The sequence below is a fragment of the Cryobacterium sp. TS_SC_7 genome, assembly GCF_056156285.1.
Genome location: NZ_CM149589.1, coordinates 2,971,079 through 2,989,390, shown reverse-complemented (window position 1 = coordinate 2,989,390; position 18,312 = coordinate 2,971,079). Strand labels below are relative to the sequence as shown.

The window sequence follows — 18,312 nt, the reverse complement described above, 5'->3', positions numbered from 1 at the left end:
TGTACAGGTTCTGTCTTGCACGAGACGTTGCCGCCTCGAGGTGTGTGGTACTGGCTGAAGCGGTCAGCCAGCGAGCTGGATTCTCAGATCTTTAAGGCGGGTGGCAATGCTGCCATCGATGATGTCGTCACCGATTTGAACGCGGACGCCCCCGACGATTGCGGGGTCGACAACCTCGTTGATCGTGAGTTGACGCCCGTAGCGCGCCGTGAGGCTGGCCCGAAGTCGCTCAACCTGCTCCGGCGCCAGCGCGGAGGCCGACGTGATCGTGGCGATCGAGGTATTCGACTGGTCCGCGACGACGGATGCGGCGTAGCGCAGCAATTCCCCGATGCGGCGGCCGCGGGGCTGCTGCACCAGGTGCCGGACGATCGCGAGCGTCTGCTCGGAGACCTTGCCGACGAGGAGGGAGTCGACAACGTTGACCTTCGCCGCCGTGGAGCCGAGCTTGGAGGCGAGGGCGAGTTCGAGCTCACCGTTGGACGACACGGTCTTGCCGAACGCGAACAGTTCCTCTGCGACCTGGCCGGGAACAGTGGCCGAAGCCGCGATCACCCGAAGCCCGAGGTCTTCGATTCCGGCCAGCAGATCGGTGTGGTTCGACCAGCGTGCGGCAGCGGCTGCTTGAAGAAGCTCCAGCGCGGTCGGAGTCATTGCACCCGAGAAGATTGCGCTCACGAGGGTGGACTTCGCCGCCGCATCCGCTGACGGGTCGACCAAAGCCGACCGAAGCTGTGACGTGTGGCCGATCACCCGGCCGGAGTTCAACAAATTCACCCCGGTCGCGAGGTCATTCGTGCCCTCGGGACGGGACAGAACGGCCCGGGTCGAGACTAAGGCTTCCCTGGTGGCGCTACCCATTACCGGACCACTTTCTCCGAGGCCTCGAGGTCAGCCAGGAACCGGTCGACGATGCCACTGGCCTTTTCGTCGTCCGTCAGGCTCTCGCCGATGACGCCGGAAGCCAGATCGATGGCCAGTGTGCCGACTTCGCTGCGCAGGGAGATCACTGCGGCTTGACGTTCAGCCTCGATCTGAGCCTTCGCCGTCGCGGTGACCCGAGCGGCTGCGATGACGGCCTGCTCCTTGAGCTCGTTCACGATCGCCTGTCCGTCGACGCGGGCGGCGTCGCGGATCCTGCCGGCCTCTGCCCTCGCCTCGGCCAGCTGGGTCGTGTACTGCTCCAGAGCAGCTTCCGCCTTGCGCTGGGCATCGTCTGCCTTGGCGATGTTTCCCTCAATGGCCTCCGCACGATCGTCGAGGATCTGGCGGAAGCGCGGGATCGCGAAGCGCACGAAGAAGACCATGACGACCAGGAAGACAACAGCCGACCAGGTGATGTCGTAGATGGCAGGAAGGAACGGATTCGTGTCCGCTTCTGCTGCCAGAACAAGCTCAGGCATGGTGGCGATCCCTAGACGAAGATGAAGAAGACGGCTACACCGATGAATGCAAGGAGCTCGGTGAACGCGATGCCGAGGAACATGGTGACCTGGAGACGGCCTGCGAGTTCGGGCTGGCGGGCCATGGCTTCAACGGTTTTTCCGGCGACGATACCGATGCCGATGCCCGGGCCGATCGCGGCAAGACCGTAGCCGACGGTGGCGATGTTGCCGGTGATCTCAGCAAGAATGGTGGATTCCACTATGTGTGTCCTTTCAATCGAAAACGGCGCCGGTCGACGCAGTCATATGTGTCAGTGCTCTTCAGCCACAGCCTGTTGGACGTACACCGCGGTCAAGAGGGTGAAAATGTACGCCTGGAGGATGAACACGGCGAACTCGACAAAGGTGAAGATGAACCCGAACGCCAGCGTCCCGATTCCGAAGAGCCCCAGCAAGCCGCCTGCAGTGAAGATGAAGAAGCTCGTCGCCCCGAAGCACAGCACGAGCAGGAGATGCCCGACCATCATGTTCAGCAGGAGTCGCAAAGCGAGCGAGATCGGCCGGACGATGAAGATGTTGATGAACTCGATCGGGGCGAGCAGGATATAGATCGGCCACGGCACACCGGCCGGGAAGAGCGAGTTCTTGAAGAACTTGGCTGTGCCGAATTGCTTGATGCCCGCGTAGATAAACACGACGTAGGCGACGAGACCGAGCAGCAGGGGCATGCCGATGAGTGCCGTACCCGAGATGTTCAGGGCCGGGATGACGCCCGTGACGTTCATCGCCAGGATGCCGAAGAACATGCCGGCCAGCAGGGGCAGGTAGCGGCGACCCATCTCCTTGCCGAGGATCTGATCGGCGATCTGCACCTGGACAAAACCCAGGGCGAGTTCGGCGATGCTCTGACCGCGGCCAGGGACCCGGGACGGTTTGCGAAGGGCAAGCCAGAAGAGAAAGAGCATCACTGCTACGGCGAGGAGGCGGACCAGGATGATCCGGTTGATTTCGAAGGGAGTGCCTTCGAAGAACAACGCGGGGAGTCCAAGGAACTCACTGATGCCCGGAGCCTGAAACTCATCGCCGGTAGCCATGGGAACCAGTAAGTTCGCAGCGTTATACAACAGCGCTATCTCCTGTTTCTGTGCGGGTGCACAACGGCGACAATGGGCAGATATGGTCTCTGGCACAGTGGAACGCACTGTGACCCGTGACGGTTTTTGACTCTATCAACATTCGCTCACGGGGACTAATCGAATGCCCTGTTCCGGTCAGGAGTGGGAGTGATCGGTGTTGTTCGGGAGCACGGCGTCATTCACGTAGCCCAGACGTGAGCGGAAGACCACGAGGACGTCGACGAGCATGGTGCCGACGGCTCCGGCAATGACGGTGATGAACAGAACTGTCGTCTGCACGAAGGAAGCATCACGAAGCAGAGCGAGGATCACGATGAAGACGACGATTTTCAGCAACCAGGCGCCCATCACGATGCCGAAGAAGGCGGCGATGTCGAACCGCATGGCCCCGATGATGCTGACCGCGGTGATCGACGCGAACAGGACGGCAAGCGCGGTGCCGATGAGGGCGCTGATGAGGCCTTCGGTTGATGCGAAAAGGTAGCCGAGTCCACCGCCGACGATCGCGATGGCAATCGCGAGGAAGCCTGTGTATCGAAGGACTGCGGTCAGGACGCCCCTGGCGTCCGAGGGCACACGTCCGAGCGTGGTGGACGGGCCGGTGGGATCGGGTGCATTCATACGTTCTCCTCAGCCGTCGTCGACGCCTCGTCGAGGCGATCGAGTTTGGCGATTTGTTCTTGGTGGTCGGTGGGGCGGGCGAGCTGACTGGCGGTTTCGACGGCCTTGCGCCGGCTCAACGGAGCGAGTGTGACGAGTGTGCAGACCACCAGTGCCACGATCAGGAAGATGGTGGCGTACCAGGTGGGAAGTCCGTAGTACACCGGCAGCAGGAAGTACAGCAGGCATCCGACGGAGGCGGCCGTGGTCCACCCGTAGAAGATCAGCACGGCGTGCAGGTGCGAGTGTCCCATGTCCAGCAGCCGATGGTGCAGGTGCTTCCGGTCGGCGCTGAAGGGCGATTTTCCGGCGCGGACCCGCCGGAACACCGCGAGGCCGAAGTCGAGCAGCGGGATGATCAGGATGGCCACCGGCAGGATGATCGGGATGAACGCCGGGAACAGCTGCGACCGGTTGACGGACGTCGGGTCGACTTGGCCCGTGATCGCGATCGCGGACGTGGCCATCAGCAGACCGACCAGGAGAGCGCCGGCATCCCCCATGAAGAGTTTCGCCGGCCGCCAGTTGAGCGGCAGGAAACCGATGCACGCACCCACCAGGATGGCTGCGATCAGGGAGGCGAGGTTGAAGTAGTTGCTCGGGGACGTGTCCCGTGCCAGCAGGTAGCTATAAAGGAAGAACACGCCGTTCGCGATGAGGGCGACGCCCGCCACCAGGCCGTCGAGCCCGTCGATGAAATTGATCATGTTCATCACGATCACGATCACGATCACCGTGATCAGGATGGACATCCAGGAGGACCCGACGGTCAGCCCACCGATCGGGAGCGACAGGACCTGCACGCCCTGCCAGGCGATGAGGCCGGCCGCGATGAACTGCCCGGCCAGTTTCGTCATCCAGTCGAGGTCCCAGAGGTCGTCGGCCACACCCAGCAGCACGATCAGCAGCGCCGCGCCGAGGATGGCGAGGATCTGCTGCGGATCGCTGAAGATGAGTCGCAGCGGCGCGAACCCGGCGGCGATCAGCCAGGACACCCCGAACGCGACGACGATCCCGAGAAAGATCGCGATCCCGCCCAGGCGGGGCGTGGGCCGGGTGTGCACGTCGCGCTCGCGGATCTTCGGGTAGAGCTGGTACCGATGGCTGAGCTTCAGCACCAGAAAGGAGAACCCGAAGGTCACAATGGCCGAGACGAAGCTCAGCAGGATGAAGATGGTCATGCGGGGTCGAGGCCTGCGGCAGGGTCGCCCATCTCGGGCGCCGCGCCGGCGGCGGGCTCCGCGTCGGGGGCAGGCGCGGCCTCGGCCACGGGTTCGGGTGCACCGAACCCGATCGGAGCGAGAGCGTCGCCGATCACGGCTTCGATGTCCGCGCGGGAGATCACGCCGTTGCGCACGATGACCACTTTTCCGCCGTTTGAATCGAAACCGGTCGCATCCACGATCGTCGACGAGGTGTCGCCCGGCCGGTCGCCGATCGGTTCGTAGCCGAGGCCGGCCGTGCCTCCGTCGAGGTACACGGCCACGCTGGTGCCGAGCATCTCTTCCGCGCCGAGCGCGTCGATCGCGGAGGGAAGTCCGGTGGTGTTGGCGGATGACACAGCGAGCGGGCCCGTCTCCGACAGAAGGTCGAGGGCGACGGGATTGCTCGGCATCCGCAGTGCAACGGTGCCGCGGGTGTCCCCCAGGTCCCAGGCCAGTGACGGCTGGGCGTTCAGCACCACCGTGAGACCACCGGGCCAGAACGCGGCGACGAGCTCGCGCACGGGCTGCGGAATGCCCTGGGCGAGGGCGTCGAGGGTGGGGATTCCGGGGATCAGCACGGGCGGCGGCGACGAACGGTCGCGGCCCTTCGCGTCGAGGAGCCGTTGCACCGCTTCCGGGTCGAACGCATCCGCGGCGATGCCGTAGACCGTGTCGGTGGGGATGACAACAAGCGCGCCGCGGCCGATGGCCGAGCGCGCTAGCCTCATGCCGGCCGCGTATTGAGTGTCAACTGAACAGTCATAGATGCGTGTCATTGTCCCTGATTCTAATGCAGCGACCCTGAGCGAGCCGTTCTCACCGATCGGCGGGTGGCGGAGCGAGGGCTGTGGTGGCGCGGTCGCGCGTTGTGTAGTCGCGGTGGGTGGCGGGCGCACGCCAGCCGTCGGCGGCAAGGAGCGCGCGGATCTCGGCCCCCTGGAGCTCACCGTGCTCGATCACGATCTGTCCGCCGGGGCGGAGCAGCCGGAGGGCCGTGCGGGACACGTGGCGCACGACGTCGAGGCCGTCCGGGCCGCCGAACAGGGCCCGGGCGGGGTCGAAGAGGCGCACCTCCGGGTCGCGCGGGATCGCATCCACCGGGATGTAGGGCGGGTTGGAGATGACGACGGCCACCGTGCCGTCGAGTTCGGTGAGAGCCTCGGCGAGGTCGCCGAACACCAGCGTGGCGTTCGACGCGGCGACCGCCCCGAAGTTGCGGCTGGTCCAGGGGAAGGCCTCCGGTGAATTCTCAACGGCGAAGACGCGCGCATTCGGCACCTCGACGGCTATGGCCAGTGCGATCGCCCCGCTGCCGGTACCGAGGTCCACCGCGATCGGCTCGGCGTCGGGCAGCGCCCGGAGCGCGTCGATCGCGAACTGCACCACTTGCTCCGTCTCGGGGCGGGGAACGAAGACGCCCGGCCCGACGAAGAGTTCGAGGGAACGGAACGGAGCCCGCCCGGTGATGTGCTGCAGGGGTTCGCGCAGGGAGCGGCGACGAACGAGTTCGAGGATGGCCGCGGCATCCGTCTCCCCCAGTGCCGTGCGCAGGATGCCCGCGGCCTGCACCTGCCCCCGGCTCTGGGAGAGCACGTGCCCGATCAGCAGGTCGGCGTCGACCTCGGGGTCGGTTATTCCGGCCTGGGTGAGCGTCTCGATCGCCACGTTCCGGATTGTGTCGACGCTGGCGGGAATGGAATGGTTGCTCGGCGGAGTTGTCACGTATTGAAATGTAATGCACGCGCACGCCCGATCCCGTGGCCGTAGGCTGGGCGAGGTCCGTGACCCCGATCGAAAGGCGACCACCGATGCCCGCTCAGATTTACTCCGACATCACCGCAGCGGTCGGCAAGACCCCGCTGGTCAAGCTGAACCGGCTCACCGCAGGCCTCGACGCGACCGTGCTGGTGAAACTGGAGTTCTACAACCCCTCAGGCAGCGTGAAGGACCGGATCGGCATCGCGATCGTCGATGCGGCCGAGGCATCGGGCGAACTGGCTCCGGGCGGAACCATCGTCGAGGGCACCAGCGGCAACACCGGCATCGCGCTGGCCATGGTGGGTGCCGCCCGTGGCTATACGGTCATTCTCGCGATGCCCGAAACCATGAGCCGCGAACGCCGTCTGCTCCTGCGCGCCTACGGGGCCCAAATCGTTCTGACCCCGGGCTCCGAGGGTATGCGGGGCGCGGTCACGAAGGCCGAGGAGATCGCCGCCGCAACCCCCGGCGCCATTCTGGCCCGCCAGTTCGACAATCCGGCCAACCCGGCCATCCACTACGCGACCACGGGCGTCGAGATCTGGGACGACACCGACGGCGCCGTCGACATCCTTGTCGCCGGGATCGGCACCGGAGGCACCATCACCGGCACCGGCCAGCTGCTCAAGGAGCGCAAGCCGTCCCTTCGGGTCGTCGGCGTCGAGCCGATCGACTCCCCCATCCTCACCGGCGGCAAGCCCGGACCGCACAAGATCCAGGGCATCGGCGCCAACTTCGTCCCGAACGTTCTCGACACGAAGATCTACGACGAGGTCACCGACGTGACCCTGGCCGATTCCGTGGCCACGGCCCGCGCGCTGGCGACGGATGAGGGCATCCTGTCCGGAATTTCCGGCGGATCCGCCGTCTGGGCCGCCATCGAGCAGGCCAAACGCCCGGAGAACGCGGGCAAGACCATCGTGGCGATCATGCCGAGCTTCGGTGAGCGCTACCTCTCTACTGTTCTCTACGAGGACCTGCTGGACTAGGCGCCGGGGCCGGGGCAGCGTCGCCGCAGATGAGTATCGTGTCGCGCATCCGCGAAGACATTGCGATGGCGCGCGCCCACGACCCGGCCGCCCGCAGCAATCTCGAGGTGTTCCTGGCGTACAGCGGCCTGCACGCGGTGTGGTCGTACCGGGTGGCCCACCGATTGTGGGACGCCGGACTGCACCTGCCCGCCCGGCTCCTGTCGCAGTTCACCCGGTTCCTGACCGGGATCGAGATCCATCCGGGCGCCCGGATCGGACGGCGGTTGTTCATCGATCACGGCATGGGCGTGGTGATCGGCGAAACCTCGGATATCGGCGACGACGTGATGCTGTATCACGGGGTCACGCTCGGCGGGAAGACCCGGCACGGGGTGACCCGTGGTGAGAAACGGCACCCCACCCTGCACGACGGCGTCACGATCGGAGCCGGGGCCAAGGTTCTCGGGCCCATCGTGATCGGTGCGTGGAGCACCATCGGCGCCAACGCCGTGGTCACCCGCGACGCCCCGGCCAAGTCCCTGCTGCTGGGAATCCCGGCCACCATCCAACCGGCCAAGCCCGACACCATCGAATCCGCGCGCGGGTTGCACCCCGGCGACGACTAAGGAATCAGACGCATGACTGACGAGACCGCACCCCTCACCCTTCCCGTTCTCGACCTCTCCCGGCTCGACCGAGGCGACAGGGAGGCAGAGGCTTTCCGCACCGACCTGCGCGACGCCGCCCACACCTTCGGATTCTTCTATCTGACCGGGCATGGTGTGCCCGCTGAACTCATCGAGCGGGTGATGCGCACGTCCCGAGCCTTCTTCGCACTGCCCGACGACGACAAGATGGCGATCGAGAACCTGCGGAGCCCGCATTTTCGCGGGTACACCCGCGTCGGCGGCGAGCTCACGCAGGGCAAGGTCGACTGGCGCGAGCAGATCGACATCGGACCGGAGCGCCCGGCGCTGGCCCGGCCCACGGATGCCGACTACCTGCGTCTCGAGGGACCGAACCAGTGGCCGGCCGCACTGCCCGCCCTCGAGACCGTGATGACCGCCTGGCGCGAGGAACTCAACGCGGTTGCCCTGCGCCTGATGCAGGCCTGGGCGCTGTCGCTCGGCGCCGACGAGCATGTGTTCGACGCGGCGTTCGCCGAGAAGCCGTTCACGCTGATCAAGATCGTGCGTTACCCCGGCAAATCCGACCCCACGCCGCGTCAGGGCGTGGGCGCACACAAGGACTCGGGTGTACTGACCCTCCTGTTCGTCGAACCCGGCAAGGGTGGGCTGCAGGTGGAGAAGGACGGTGCCTGGATCGACGCTCCCCCGCTCGACGGCGCGTTCGTCGTGAACATCGGCGAGCTGCTCGAGGTTGCCACGAACGGCTACCTCAAGGCCACCGTGCACCGTGTGATCTCGCCCCTGATCGGCGACGACCGGGTCTCGATCCCGTTCTTCTTCGGCCCCGCCCTCGACGCGACCGTGCCGCTGCTCACTCTGCCGGACTCCCTCGAAGCCCCCGGAGTGACGGCCGACCCGGAGAACCCGATCTTCTCCACCTATGGCGAGAACGCGCTGAAGAGCCGCCTGCGCGCGCACCCGGACGTGGCCGCGATCCACTACTCCGACCTGGTCTGACAAGATCTGAAACGCGCCGGTGATGGGCGTTACGGCTGCAGTCGTTCCAGAGTCCAGCCGCCGCCCTCCGCCGCGGTGAAACGCAACCGGTCATGAAGCCGGGATGTACGGCCCTGCCAGAATTCGATCGCGTGCGGCAACACCCGGAACCCGCCCCAGTCGGCGGGCCGCGGCACGTCCGTGTCATCGGGGTACCGCCGCTCGACGGAGCGCACCGCCTCCTCGAGCAACTCGCGGCTGGCTATCGGCTCCGACTGCTCGCTGGCCACGGCGGCAATGCGCGCGGGGCGCGGTCGGCGCGTGAAGTAAGCATCGCTCGCCGCCGCATCCGTGGGCTGGGCAGTGCCGTAGACGATCACCTGACGCTGCATCGGATACCAGGGGAAGAGCAGGGTGATACCCGGGTTCGCCCGCAGCGCCCGGCCCTTGCGGGAGTCGTAGTTGGTGACGAACTCGAACCCGCGCCCGTCGAGGCCCTTGAGCAGCACGGTGCGGCTGCTCGGCCGGCCGTCGGGATCGATGGTGCCGACAACCATGGCGTTGGGCTCGTAGAGCCCGGCACCTTCGGCCGCCGTCAGCCAGGCCGCGAACTCGAGCATGGGGTCGGGATTGACCATGGCCTCGCTCAGGCCCTCGGCGCCGTAGTCGGTGTGACTCGTCAGGGATTCCATCAGCATCCTCGCCTCGTTGCCCGGCGGACATACGAAAACCCAGCCGCCGCTCTCTCCAGACTACGAGAGAGCGGGGCTGGGCACCCGCGTCGGAGGTTTAGTCGTGGTCGCCGATCTCGGCGAGCCGGGTGGCCTCGTCAGCCGTGATGCAGGAATCGATCACGGCGTCGAGGGCGCCGTTCATGACCGTGTCCAGGTTGTAGGCCTTGTAGCCGGTGCGGTGGTCCGCGATCCGGTTCTCCGGGAAGTTGTAGGTGCGGATGCGCTCGGACCGGTCCATGGTGCGGATCTGGCCCTTCCGAACCAGGGATGCCGCGGCGTCGATCTCTTCCTGCTGACGGGCGAGGACGCGGGCACGCAGAACGCGCATGCCGGCTTCCTTGTTCTGCAGCTGGCTCTTCTCGTTCTGCATGGCCACGACGATGCCGGTCGGAAGGTGGGTGATGCGCACGGCGGAGTCGGTGGTGTTCACCGACTGGCCACCGGGACCGCTGGACCGGTACACGTCGATCTTGAGGTCGTTCGCGCTGATCTCGACCTCTTCGGGCTCGTCGACCTCCGGGAAGACGAGCACGCCGGCGGCGGAAGTGTGGATGCGTCCCTGCGACTCGGTGGCCGGCACCCGCTGAACGCGGTGCACGCCTCCCTCGTACTTCAGGTGCGCCCAGACGCCTTCGGCAGGATCACTCGAGTTGCCCTTGATGGCGAGCTGGATGTCCTTGATGCCGCCGAGGTCGCTGGTGGTCTGCTCGATGATCTCGGTTTTCCAGCGCTTCGACTCCGCGTAGTGCAGGTACATGCGGAGCAGGTCGGCGGCGAACAGTGCGGATTCCGCACCGCCCTCCCCCATCTTGATCTCCATGATCACGTCGCGGGCGTCGAGCGGGTCGCGCGGGATCAGCAGGCGCCGCAGCTTTTCGGCTGCGGTTTCGAGCTGCTCCACCAGACCGGGGATCTCCGCGGCGAAGTCGGCGTCCTCGTCCGCGAGTTCGCGCGCGGCGTCGAGGTTCTCACCGATTTCTTTCCACTCGTTCCACGCCGCGATGATGCGGCTGAGTTCGGCGTAGCGACGGTTGACCTTTTTCGAGCGGGCCGGGTTCGCGTGCAGCTCGGGATCCGCCAGCTGAGACTGGAGCTCGTCGTGCTCAGCCAGCAGAGTCAGAACAGACTCGAACATCAGTGATCCTTGTCTGACCCGCTCAGGGTCGGCATCGACTTCTGAACCTGCATCAGGAACTCGACGTTGGAGGTGGTCTCCTTGAGGCGGCCGAGGATGACCTCGAGCGCCTGCTGCTGCTCGAGCCCGGCGAGGGCGCGGCGCAGCTTCCAGGTGATCTTGACCTCGTCGGTGCTCATCAGCATTTCTTCACGACGGGTGCCGGATGCGTTGACATCCACGGCGGGGAAGATGCGCTTGTCGGCCAGCTGGCGTGACAGGCGGAGCTCCATGTTGCCGGTGCCCTTGAACTCCTCGAAGATGACCTCGTCCATCTTGGACCCGGTTTCCACCAGGGCGGAGGCGAGGATGGTGAGCGAGCCACCGTTCTCGATGTTGCGCGCGGCGCCGAAGAAGCGCTTGGGCGGGTAGAGCGCCGAAGCGTCGACGCCACCGGAGAGGATGCGGCCCGACGGCGGGGCCGTCAGGTTGTAGGCCCGGCCCAGGCGGGTGATCGAGTCGAGCAGCACGACGACGTCGTGGCCCAGCTCGACGAGGCGCTTGGCGCGCTCGATGGCGAGCTCGGCGACCGTGGTGTGGTCCTCGGCGGGACGGTCGAAGGTGGAGGCGATGACCTCGCCCTTCACCGTGCGCTGCATGTCGGTGACCTCTTCGGGACGCTCGTCGACCAGGACGACCATGAGGTGGACCTCGGGGTTGTTCGTGGCGATGGCGTTGGCGATCTGCTGCATGACGATGGTCTTGCCGGCCTTGGGCGGCGCGACGATCAGGCCGCGCTGGCCCTTGCCGATCGGGGCGACCAGGTCGATGATCCGCTGGGTCAGCTTGCCGGGCTCGGTCTCAAGGCGCAGACGCTCCGTCGGGTAGAGCGGGGTGAGCTTCTGGAATTCAACGCGGTTGGCGGCCTCTTCGACGGTCAGACCGTTGATGGAGTCGACCTTCACGATCGCGTTGTACTTCTGGCGGCCGCTCTGATCGCCTTCGTGCGGCTGGCGGATGGAACCGACGACGGCGTCACCCTTGCGCAGGTTGTACTTCTTGACCTGGCCGAGCGACACGTAGACGTCGCTGGCGCCCGGCAGGTAGCCGGAGGTGCGCACGAACGCGTAGTTGTCGAGCACGTCGAGGATGCCGGCGACGGGGATCAGCACGTCGTCGTCGTTCAGTTCCGGTTCGAAGTCGTCGCCGGTGGTGACGCCGCGACGCTTGCGGTCACGGAAACGGTTGCGGTTGCTGCGGCCGTTCAGGTCGTCTTCGAGGCCGGCACGGTCGGGGCCGGCGTTGCGGTCCTGGCCCTGGCGGTCCTGGCGGTCCTGACCCTGGTTGCGGTCCTGACGCTCCTGAGGCTGGTTGCGGTCCTGACGTTCCTGACGGTCCTGACCCTGGCCGCGGTCCTGGCCCTGGCCGCGGTCCTGGCCCTGGTTGCGCTCCTGGCCCTGATTGCGGTCCTGGTTGCGGTCCTGGTTGTCCTGCCCCTGGCCGCGGTTGCCGGTCTGGCGCTGCTGGCGGGTTGTTTCCTCGCCACGCTCGGTGCCGCGGTCGGCGGTCTGCGTGCGGTCGCCCCCACGGCTGCGGTTGCGGTTGCGTCCCTGACGGGGCTGCTCGGCCGGGTCGGTCGACTCGCCCTGCTCGGTCTGGTCTGTCTGCTCGGCCTGATCGGTGGCGGCGGGCTCGGCCGGTGCGTGCTGGTCGGCGACGGGCTCTGCGGCGAGCTCGTCGGCGTTGTTGCGCGCGTCGATGCTGCTACGGGCGTCGATGCTGTTGCGGGCGCTTCCGTTGCGGCCACCGCGTGAGCTGCTGCGGCGCGAACGGCCGGATCCGGTGCTCTCGGGGGCGGCCTCGACAGCTTCGACGGCCTCGGTGGGCTCGTCGGCCACGACGGCGGTCTCGGCGACGGCCGGAGCCGGTGCGTCCTCGGTGACGATCGGGGCGGCTGCGGCTGCGGGCGCCTCGGCGGCGGCATCGGCCGCGGCCTTCACGGTGACCGAGGTGGCGCGCTTGCGGGCCTGACGTGCCGGCTTCAGGGCCGGGGCGGCCGTCTCGGTCGCGGGCGAGTCCGCGGAGGAGCCGGCGTAGGTGGTGGGGGCGGTGGTGCGGCGAAGGGTCGCGGCGTCATCCGGAACGATCATGCCGATGCCCAGTTCACCGTCCGCGTTGACGTGTGCCACTGCGGGAGCGGCGGTGGAGGTGGAGGCCCGACGGGACACGCGCTTGCGCGGCGCTGCCGCATCGGCGGTCTCGCCGGCGGGAGCCGCAGCTTCGACCGGAGCAGCCGGAGCGGAGACAGGCGCGGAGGCCGTCTGAGCCTGCGCGGCGGTGATGGCTCCGACGAGCTCGCCCTTGCGAAGCTTGGAAGCACCCGGGATGCCCAGCTCGAGCGCCAGAGCCTGAAGCTCGGCGACGCGAAGGCTGGTGAGGTGCGAGGAATCCGCACCGGGGGTGTGGAGGTTGACGTCAGTCACGAAAATTGTCCTTTCCCCTGGCGTCATGCGTGCTGGCCAGGGAAGCTGTTGCAGCGTCTCACGCGCTGCGGGTGGTCCAATCCCAAAATGATGTGGATTGAAGTGAACACACACAGCTACGCATAGATGATGCGATAGCAGTGAGTTACAGGGAATGCACCGGAGAAGGGAACCGGACGTTACGCGGTTCCATCGGGTGCTATTTCACTGTAGCAGAACGCAAGAACGCCGAGGACCGCCCCGCAGGGCGTGTCCCCGGCGTTCGGATTCGTCGTCAGCGGTCGGTGCGGGTGACGGTCGCGCCCAGCACGTCGACGGCGAGCATGAGAGCCTGCCAGGGCGTCTCGGACTCGGCCGCGACGAGCTCTGCCGCGACGAGGCGCTGCCCCGGGTCACTCGCGAGCACGAGGATCGACGGGCCGGCGCCGGACACGACGGCGGCGAATCCGTGCTCCCTGAGCAGGGTGATCAATCGGTTGGTTTCCGGCATGGCGGCCGCACGGTAGCTCTGGTGCAGCTTGTCTTCGGTGGCCGCGAGCAGCAGTTCCGGACTCTGGATCAGAGCGGCGATCAACAGGGCCGAACGTGACAGGTTGAACACGGCGTCTTCGTGCGGCACGCTCTCCGGCTGCAGGCTGCGTGCCAGCGCCGTGGACATGGCGTGCTCGGGAACGAACACGAGCGGTTTGACGCCGCGGTGCACCATCAGCTTCTTGTGACGGGGGCCATCGGGCGTCATCCAGGCGATCGTGAGACCGCCGAACAGGGCCGGTGCCACGTTGTCGGGGTGTCCCTCCATCTCGGTCGCGAGGGCCAGAAGCGCCTCGGCGTCGATGTCGACGATGCCTTCGAGCAGACCTTTGGCGGCCATGATCCCGGCGACGATGGCGGCGCCGGACGAACCCATGCCGCGGCCGTGCGGGATCTCATTGTGGGCCACGAGGTTCAGACCGGGCAGGTCCTGACCGTAGGCCGTGAAGGTGTGGATGATGGCGCGCACGACGAGATTGGACTCGTCGGTGGGCACCACGCCCTCACCGACGCCGTGCACCTCGACCGTGACGCCGGGTTCGTCACGAACCGTGACCTCGAGGTGGTCGTGGTGCGCGAGCGCCAGGCCCAGGGTGTCGAAGCCGGGGCCGAGGTTGGCCGTCGTGGCCGGCACCTGCACGGTGACGGAACGGCCCGCCAGCGCCGACCGGCCGGAAACGGCCTCGGCGATGATCATTTCTGGACCAGCCCGAGGACGGCGGCGATCTCGGCGGTGTCGACCGGCACGATGGTCGGCGTGACGTCGGAGCCGTCCGCGGTACGGAGGGCCCACTGCGGGTCCTTCAGCCCGTGGCCGGTGACCGTGAGCACCACGGTGGAGCCGGCGGGGATGAGCCCGGCTTCGGCGCGTTCGAGCAGACCGGCGACGCTGATCGCGGAGGCCGGCTCGACGAAGATGCCGACCTCGGCCGAGAGGATGCGGTAGGCCTCGAGGATCTTCTCGTCGCTGATCGCACCGAAGTAGCCGTCGGTCAGGGAGCGCGCCGCGAGGGCGAGGTCCCAGGAGGCAGGGTTACCGATCCGGATGGCGCTGGCGATGGTCTCCGGGTGGTCGACGCGGTGGCCGAGCACGATCGGGGCGCTACCGGCCGCCTGGAACCCGAACATGCGGGGCAGCTTCGTGGTGGCGCCGCGTTCGAGCTCTTCGGTGTAACCACGCGTGTAGGCGGTGTAGTTGCCGGCGTTGCCGACCGGGACGATGTGGATGTCCGGGGCGTCTTCCAGCACCTCGACGACCTCGAAGGCGGCCGTCTTCTGGCCTTCGATGCGGTCGGGGTTGACCGAATTGACCAGGTGGACCGGGTAGTTCGCGGAGAGGTCTCGGGCGATGTCGAGGCAGTCGTCGAAGTTGCCCTGCACCTGCAGCAGCTGCGCGTTGTGCGCGATGGCCTGGCTGAGCTTGCCCATGGCGATCTTGCCCTCGGGCACCAGCACGACGGCCTGGATGCCGGCGTGCGTCGCGTAGGCGGCGGCCGAGGCGGAGGTGTTTCCGGTGGACGCGCAGATGACGGCCTTGGCGCCGTCTTCGACGGCCTTCGAGATGGCCATCGTCATGCCGCGGTCCTTGAAGGAACCGGTCGGGTTCATGCCCTCGTACTTGATCCAGACCTTCGCACCCGTTCGGGCGGAGAGCGCCGGGGCGGGAATCAGCGGGGTGCCGCCCTCGCCGAGCGTGACGATGGGGGTGGCATCCGTGATGTTGAGACGGTCCGCGTACTCGCGCAGCACGCCGCGCCACTGCCGGGACGCCGTCTTCACGGCGGGCTTCAGCAGAGTCTCTCGTTCGCTGGACATCAGGCTCCTTCAACTCTCAAAACGGATGCGACATTGGTGACAAATCTGTTCGCGGCGAGGTCGCTCACGGTGGCGGCCAGGGCCGCCTCCGTGGCCTCGTGCGTTCCGATAACTAGGGTAGCCGTGGCGGAGACGGCGGAGCGACTCGCGGTTCCGGGCTGGGCGGGCGTCATGGACTGCTCGACCAGGGCGAGGGACACACCGTGGTCGCTGAACACACTGGCGAGTGTGGCGAGTACGCCGGGCTCATCGGTGACTTCCAGTGTGACGGCGTAGCGCGTCGTGATCTGACCGATGTCGAACACCGGCAGGTCGGCGTGCTGGGACGCGGGGACGCCGGGGCCGCCGGCGATGTGGCGGCGGGCCAGGGACACCAGGTCGCCGAGCACTGCGGACGCCGTCTCCACTCCCCCGGCGCCGGCGCCGTAGAACATCAGGCTGCCGGCCGCCTCCGCCTCGACGAAGACGGCGTTGTTGGCGCCGTGTACGGAGGCGAGCGGGTGGCTGCGGTGCACCATGGCCGGGTAGACCCGGGCGGAGACACCCTCCTGGCCGGTTTCGGCGTCGATGAGGCGTTCACAGATGGCGAGCAGCTTCACGACGTACCCGGCCTTGCGGGCGGACTCGATCTGGGCCGGCGTGATGGCGGTGATGCCCTCCCGGTAGACGGATGCGAGCGGCACGGTCGTGTGGAAGGCGAGGCTGGCGAGAATGGCCGCCTTCTGCGCCGCGTCGTAGCCGCCGATGTCGGCGGTGGGGTCGGCTTCGGCATAACCCAGGTCGGTGGCCAGTGCAAGCGCCTCCTCGAGGGTGTCCCCCTCGGTGTCCATCCGGTCGAGGATGAAGTTGGTGGTGCCGTTCACAATGCCGAGGATGCGGTTGACCTGGTCGCCGCCGAGGCTCTCACCGAGCGGCCGCACGATCGGGATCGCGCCGGCCACGGCGGCCTCGTACTTGAGCTGCGCGCCGACCTGGTCGGCGGCGGCGAAGAGTTCGGTCCCGTGGGTGGCGAGCAGCGCCTTGTTGGCGGTGACGACATCCGCCCCCGAGTTGATCGCCATCAGGATGAGTGTGCGGGCGGGCTCGATGCCGCCCATCAGCTCGATCACGACGTCGGCGCCGAGGATCAGGGTCTCGGCGTCGGTGGTGAACAGCTCGCGGGGCAGGTCGACGGTGCGCTCGGCGTCGAGGTCGCGCACCAGGATGCCGACCAGCTCGAGGTTGGCGCCGACCCGGTTGGCGAGCTCTTCACTGTTTTCGAGCAGCAGCCGGGCCACCTGCGCGCCGACGGAGCCGCCGCCCAGCAGTGCGACGCGCAGATTGCGGTATTCGATCATCGGGCGGGTTCCTTCGGTAGATCGGCGGTCGAGCCTGCCCCGGCCCCGGTGGTCGAGCCTGCCCCGACCCCGGTGGTCGAGCCTGCCCCGACCCCGGTGGTCGAGCCTGCCCCGACCCCGGCGGTCGAGCCTGCCCCGGTCGAGACCCCCGTGTCGCGGGCGAGCAGATCGGCGATGGTCTCGCCGCGCACAAGCATCCGTGGAACGCCGGCGGCCACCGCGACCACGGCGGGTCGGCCGACGAAGTTGTAGTTGTTCGACAGCGACCAGCAGTAGGCGCCGGTGGCGGCGACGGCCACCAGGTCGCCGGGGGCCACATCGCCGGGGAGGTAGTCGGCGTCGACGACGATGTCGCCGCTCTCGCAGTGCTTGCCGGCCACACGCACCAGCACGGGCTCAGCCGCCGACACCCGGCCGGCCAGCCGCACGCTGTAGTCGGCGCCGTAGAGGGCGGGGCGGGCGTTGTCGCTCATGCCGCCGTCGACGCTGACATAGAGTCGCGGGCTGCCGGCCACGTCGACGGCCTTGGTGGTGCCGACCTGGTACAGGGTGACTCCGGCCGGGCCGACGATGGCGCGACCGGGTTCGAAAGCGACCACCGGCACCGGGATGCCGAGGGTTCCGCATTCGGCGGCGACGATGTCGGCCAGGCTCGCGGCGAGTTCGCCTATCGGGGTGGGGGTGTCCGCGCTGGTGTAGGCGATGCCGAAACCGCCGCCGAGGTTCAGCTCCGGCACGGGACCGTCCGTGAGCAGGGCGGCGTGCAGACCGAGCAGACGCGACGCGGATTCGGCGAAGCCGTCCGCGCCGAAGATCTGCGACCCGATATGGCAGTGCAGGCCGCGGAAGTCGAGGCTCGGCTCGGCCCGGATGCGGCCCACCAGCGCTGCGGCGTCGTCGAGCGTCACGCCGAACTTCTGGTCCTCGTGGGCGGTGGCGAGGAAGTCGTGGGTGTGCGCGTGCACGCCGCTGTTCACGCGCAGGCGCACGCCCTGCACGATGCCGTACCGGGCGGCGGCCGCGGCGACCCGGCCGATCTCGACCGGGCTGTCGATCACGATCGTGCCCACGCCGACCCGGCACGCCTCGTCGATTTCCGCGAGGGACTTGTTATTGCCGTGGTAGCCGAGCCGGTTCGGCGGGGTGCCGGCGGCGAGGGCGACGGCGAGTTCCCCGCCGGTGCAGATGTCGAGGTTGAGACCCTCGGCCAGCATCCAGCGCGCGATCTCGGTGGAGAGGAAGGCTTTGCCGGCGTAGTAGATGTGCACGCTGGTGCCGATCCGGGCGAACTCGGCCTCGAACGCGGCGCGGAGAGCTGCGGCGCGGGTGCGGACATCCGTCTCGTCGATCACGTAGAGAGGGGTGCCGAATTCGGCGGCCAGGTCGGAGGCTGTGCAGCCGCCGATGGCGAGGTCACCCTGCGGGGTGCGTTCGGTGGTGGCCGGCCAGAGGCCGTCGACGAGCGCGTTGGCGTCGTCGGGCGGGCGGAGCCAGTCGGGGGCGAGCGGGTTGATGGCCACGGGTGAAAACCTCACGGGAAATGTCGAGTGGGTGTCTC

General features: G+C 67.6%; 18 protein-coding genes. 3 read left to right on the top strand and 15 right to left on the bottom strand.

Translation table 11 applies throughout. The features are described 5' to 3' along the window. Positions 1–63: 63 nt before the first annotated feature. The 8 genes from AC0J5J_RS13755 to prmC form a co-directional block, all read right to left on the bottom strand. Entirely contained in the window at positions 64–861 is a 798-nt protein-coding gene (locus AC0J5J_RS13755; protein ID WP_134424223.1) for a F0F1 ATP synthase subunit delta, read from the bottom strand. Continuing rightward, positions 861–1,403, bottom strand: a complete 543-nt coding sequence (locus AC0J5J_RS13750; protein ID WP_134424222.1) for a F0F1 ATP synthase subunit B — start codon at positions 1,401–1,403, stop codon at positions 861–863. Before AC0J5J_RS13750 ends, AC0J5J_RS13755 begins: the two co-directional genes overlap by 1 nt. A gap of 11 nt (positions 1,404–1,414) precedes the next feature. Then, entirely contained in the window at positions 1,415–1,645 is a 231-nt protein-coding gene (gene atpE / locus AC0J5J_RS13745) for an ATP synthase F0 subunit C (RefSeq protein WP_174720104.1), read from the bottom strand. A 51-nt stretch (positions 1,646–1,696) separates the two neighbouring features. After that, positions 1,697–2,479 carry a F0F1 ATP synthase subunit A gene (gene atpB / locus AC0J5J_RS13740; protein ID WP_134424221.1) on the bottom strand — a complete coding sequence of 261 codons (783 nt, stop codon included), beginning with the start codon at positions 2,477–2,479 and terminating at the stop codon, positions 1,697–1,699. Between the two features lie 177 nt (positions 2,480–2,656). Further along, positions 2,657–3,142, bottom strand: coding sequence for a Cg1360 family ATP-synthase-associated protein (locus AC0J5J_RS13735; protein WP_241972692.1), 486 nt, complete (start codon positions 3,140–3,142; stop codon positions 2,657–2,659). Beyond that, positions 3,139–4,362, bottom strand: a complete 1,224-nt coding sequence (locus tag AC0J5J_RS13730) for an MraY family glycosyltransferase (protein WP_134424220.1) — start codon at positions 4,360–4,362, stop codon at positions 3,139–3,141. The genes AC0J5J_RS13735 and AC0J5J_RS13730 overlap by 4 nt, the downstream gene beginning before the upstream one ends. Next, complete coding sequence (locus AC0J5J_RS13725) at positions 4,359–5,162, bottom strand: L-threonylcarbamoyladenylate synthase (protein ID WP_474898507.1); 804 nt, start codon at positions 5,160–5,162, stop codon at positions 4,359–4,361. Before AC0J5J_RS13725 ends, AC0J5J_RS13730 begins: the two co-directional genes overlap by 4 nt. Positions 5,163–5,202: 40 nt before the next feature. Then, a complete protein-coding gene (prmC, locus tag AC0J5J_RS13720; RefSeq protein ID WP_134424218.1) occupies positions 5,203–6,108 on the bottom strand; it encodes a peptide chain release factor N(5)-glutamine methyltransferase in 906 nt (301 codons plus the stop codon). Positions 6,109–6,194: 86 nt separating this feature from the next. Between prmC and cysK the strand changes: the two genes are divergently transcribed. From cysK to AC0J5J_RS13705, 3 genes are read left to right on the top strand one after another with little or no spacing between them, the layout of a single operon-like run. After that, complete coding sequence (gene cysK / locus AC0J5J_RS13715; protein WP_134424217.1) at positions 6,195–7,133, top strand: cysteine synthase A; 939 nt, start codon at positions 6,195–6,197, stop codon at positions 7,131–7,133. A 29-nt stretch (positions 7,134–7,162) separates the two neighbouring features. Then, positions 7,163–7,741 (top strand): serine O-acetyltransferase EpsC, encoded by a 579-nt coding sequence (epsC, locus tag AC0J5J_RS13710; RefSeq protein WP_134424216.1) that lies wholly within the window; start codon positions 7,163–7,165, stop codon positions 7,739–7,741. Positions 7,742–7,753: 12 nt separating this feature from the next. Next, complete coding sequence (locus AC0J5J_RS13705) at positions 7,754–8,761, top strand: isopenicillin N synthase family dioxygenase (RefSeq protein ID WP_134424215.1); 1,008 nt, start codon at positions 7,754–7,756, stop codon at positions 8,759–8,761. 29 nt (positions 8,762–8,790) lie between these two features. On the opposite strand, the gene pdxH is transcribed toward AC0J5J_RS13705, so the two are convergent. The 7 genes from pdxH to lysA form a co-directional block, all read right to left on the bottom strand. Then, a complete protein-coding gene (gene pdxH, locus AC0J5J_RS13700) occupies positions 8,791–9,432 on the bottom strand; it encodes a pyridoxamine 5'-phosphate oxidase (RefSeq protein WP_174722391.1) in 642 nt (213 codons plus the stop codon). A 97-nt stretch (positions 9,433–9,529) separates the two neighbouring features. Next, complete coding sequence (prfA, locus tag AC0J5J_RS13695) at positions 9,530–10,609, bottom strand: peptide chain release factor 1 (RefSeq protein ID WP_134362834.1); 1,080 nt, start codon at positions 10,607–10,609, stop codon at positions 9,530–9,532. Next, positions 10,609–13,071, bottom strand: coding sequence for a transcription termination factor Rho (gene rho, locus AC0J5J_RS13690; protein WP_241972691.1), 2,463 nt, complete (start codon positions 13,069–13,071; stop codon positions 10,609–10,611). Before rho ends, prfA begins: the two co-directional genes overlap by 1 nt. Before the next feature lie 274 nt (positions 13,072–13,345). Further along, the gene (gene thrB / locus AC0J5J_RS13685) at positions 13,346–14,299 is read right to left on the bottom strand and encodes a homoserine kinase (RefSeq protein WP_134424213.1); all 954 of its coding nucleotides are present in this window, start codon (positions 14,297–14,299) and stop codon (positions 13,346–13,348) included. After that, entirely contained in the window at positions 14,296–15,417 is a 1,122-nt protein-coding gene (gene thrC, locus AC0J5J_RS13680) for a threonine synthase (RefSeq protein WP_134424212.1), read from the bottom strand. The genes thrB and thrC overlap by 4 nt, the downstream gene beginning before the upstream one ends. Beyond that, complete coding sequence (locus AC0J5J_RS13675) at positions 15,417–16,754, bottom strand: homoserine dehydrogenase (protein WP_134424211.1); 1,338 nt, start codon at positions 16,752–16,754, stop codon at positions 15,417–15,419. Before AC0J5J_RS13675 ends, thrC begins: the two co-directional genes overlap by 1 nt. Next, positions 16,751–18,274 carry a diaminopimelate decarboxylase gene (lysA, locus tag AC0J5J_RS13670; RefSeq protein WP_474898505.1) on the bottom strand — a complete coding sequence of 508 codons (1,524 nt, stop codon included), beginning with the start codon at positions 18,272–18,274 and terminating at the stop codon, positions 16,751–16,753. The genes AC0J5J_RS13675 and lysA overlap by 4 nt, the downstream gene beginning before the upstream one ends. Between the last annotated feature and the right edge of the window lie 38 nt (positions 18,275–18,312).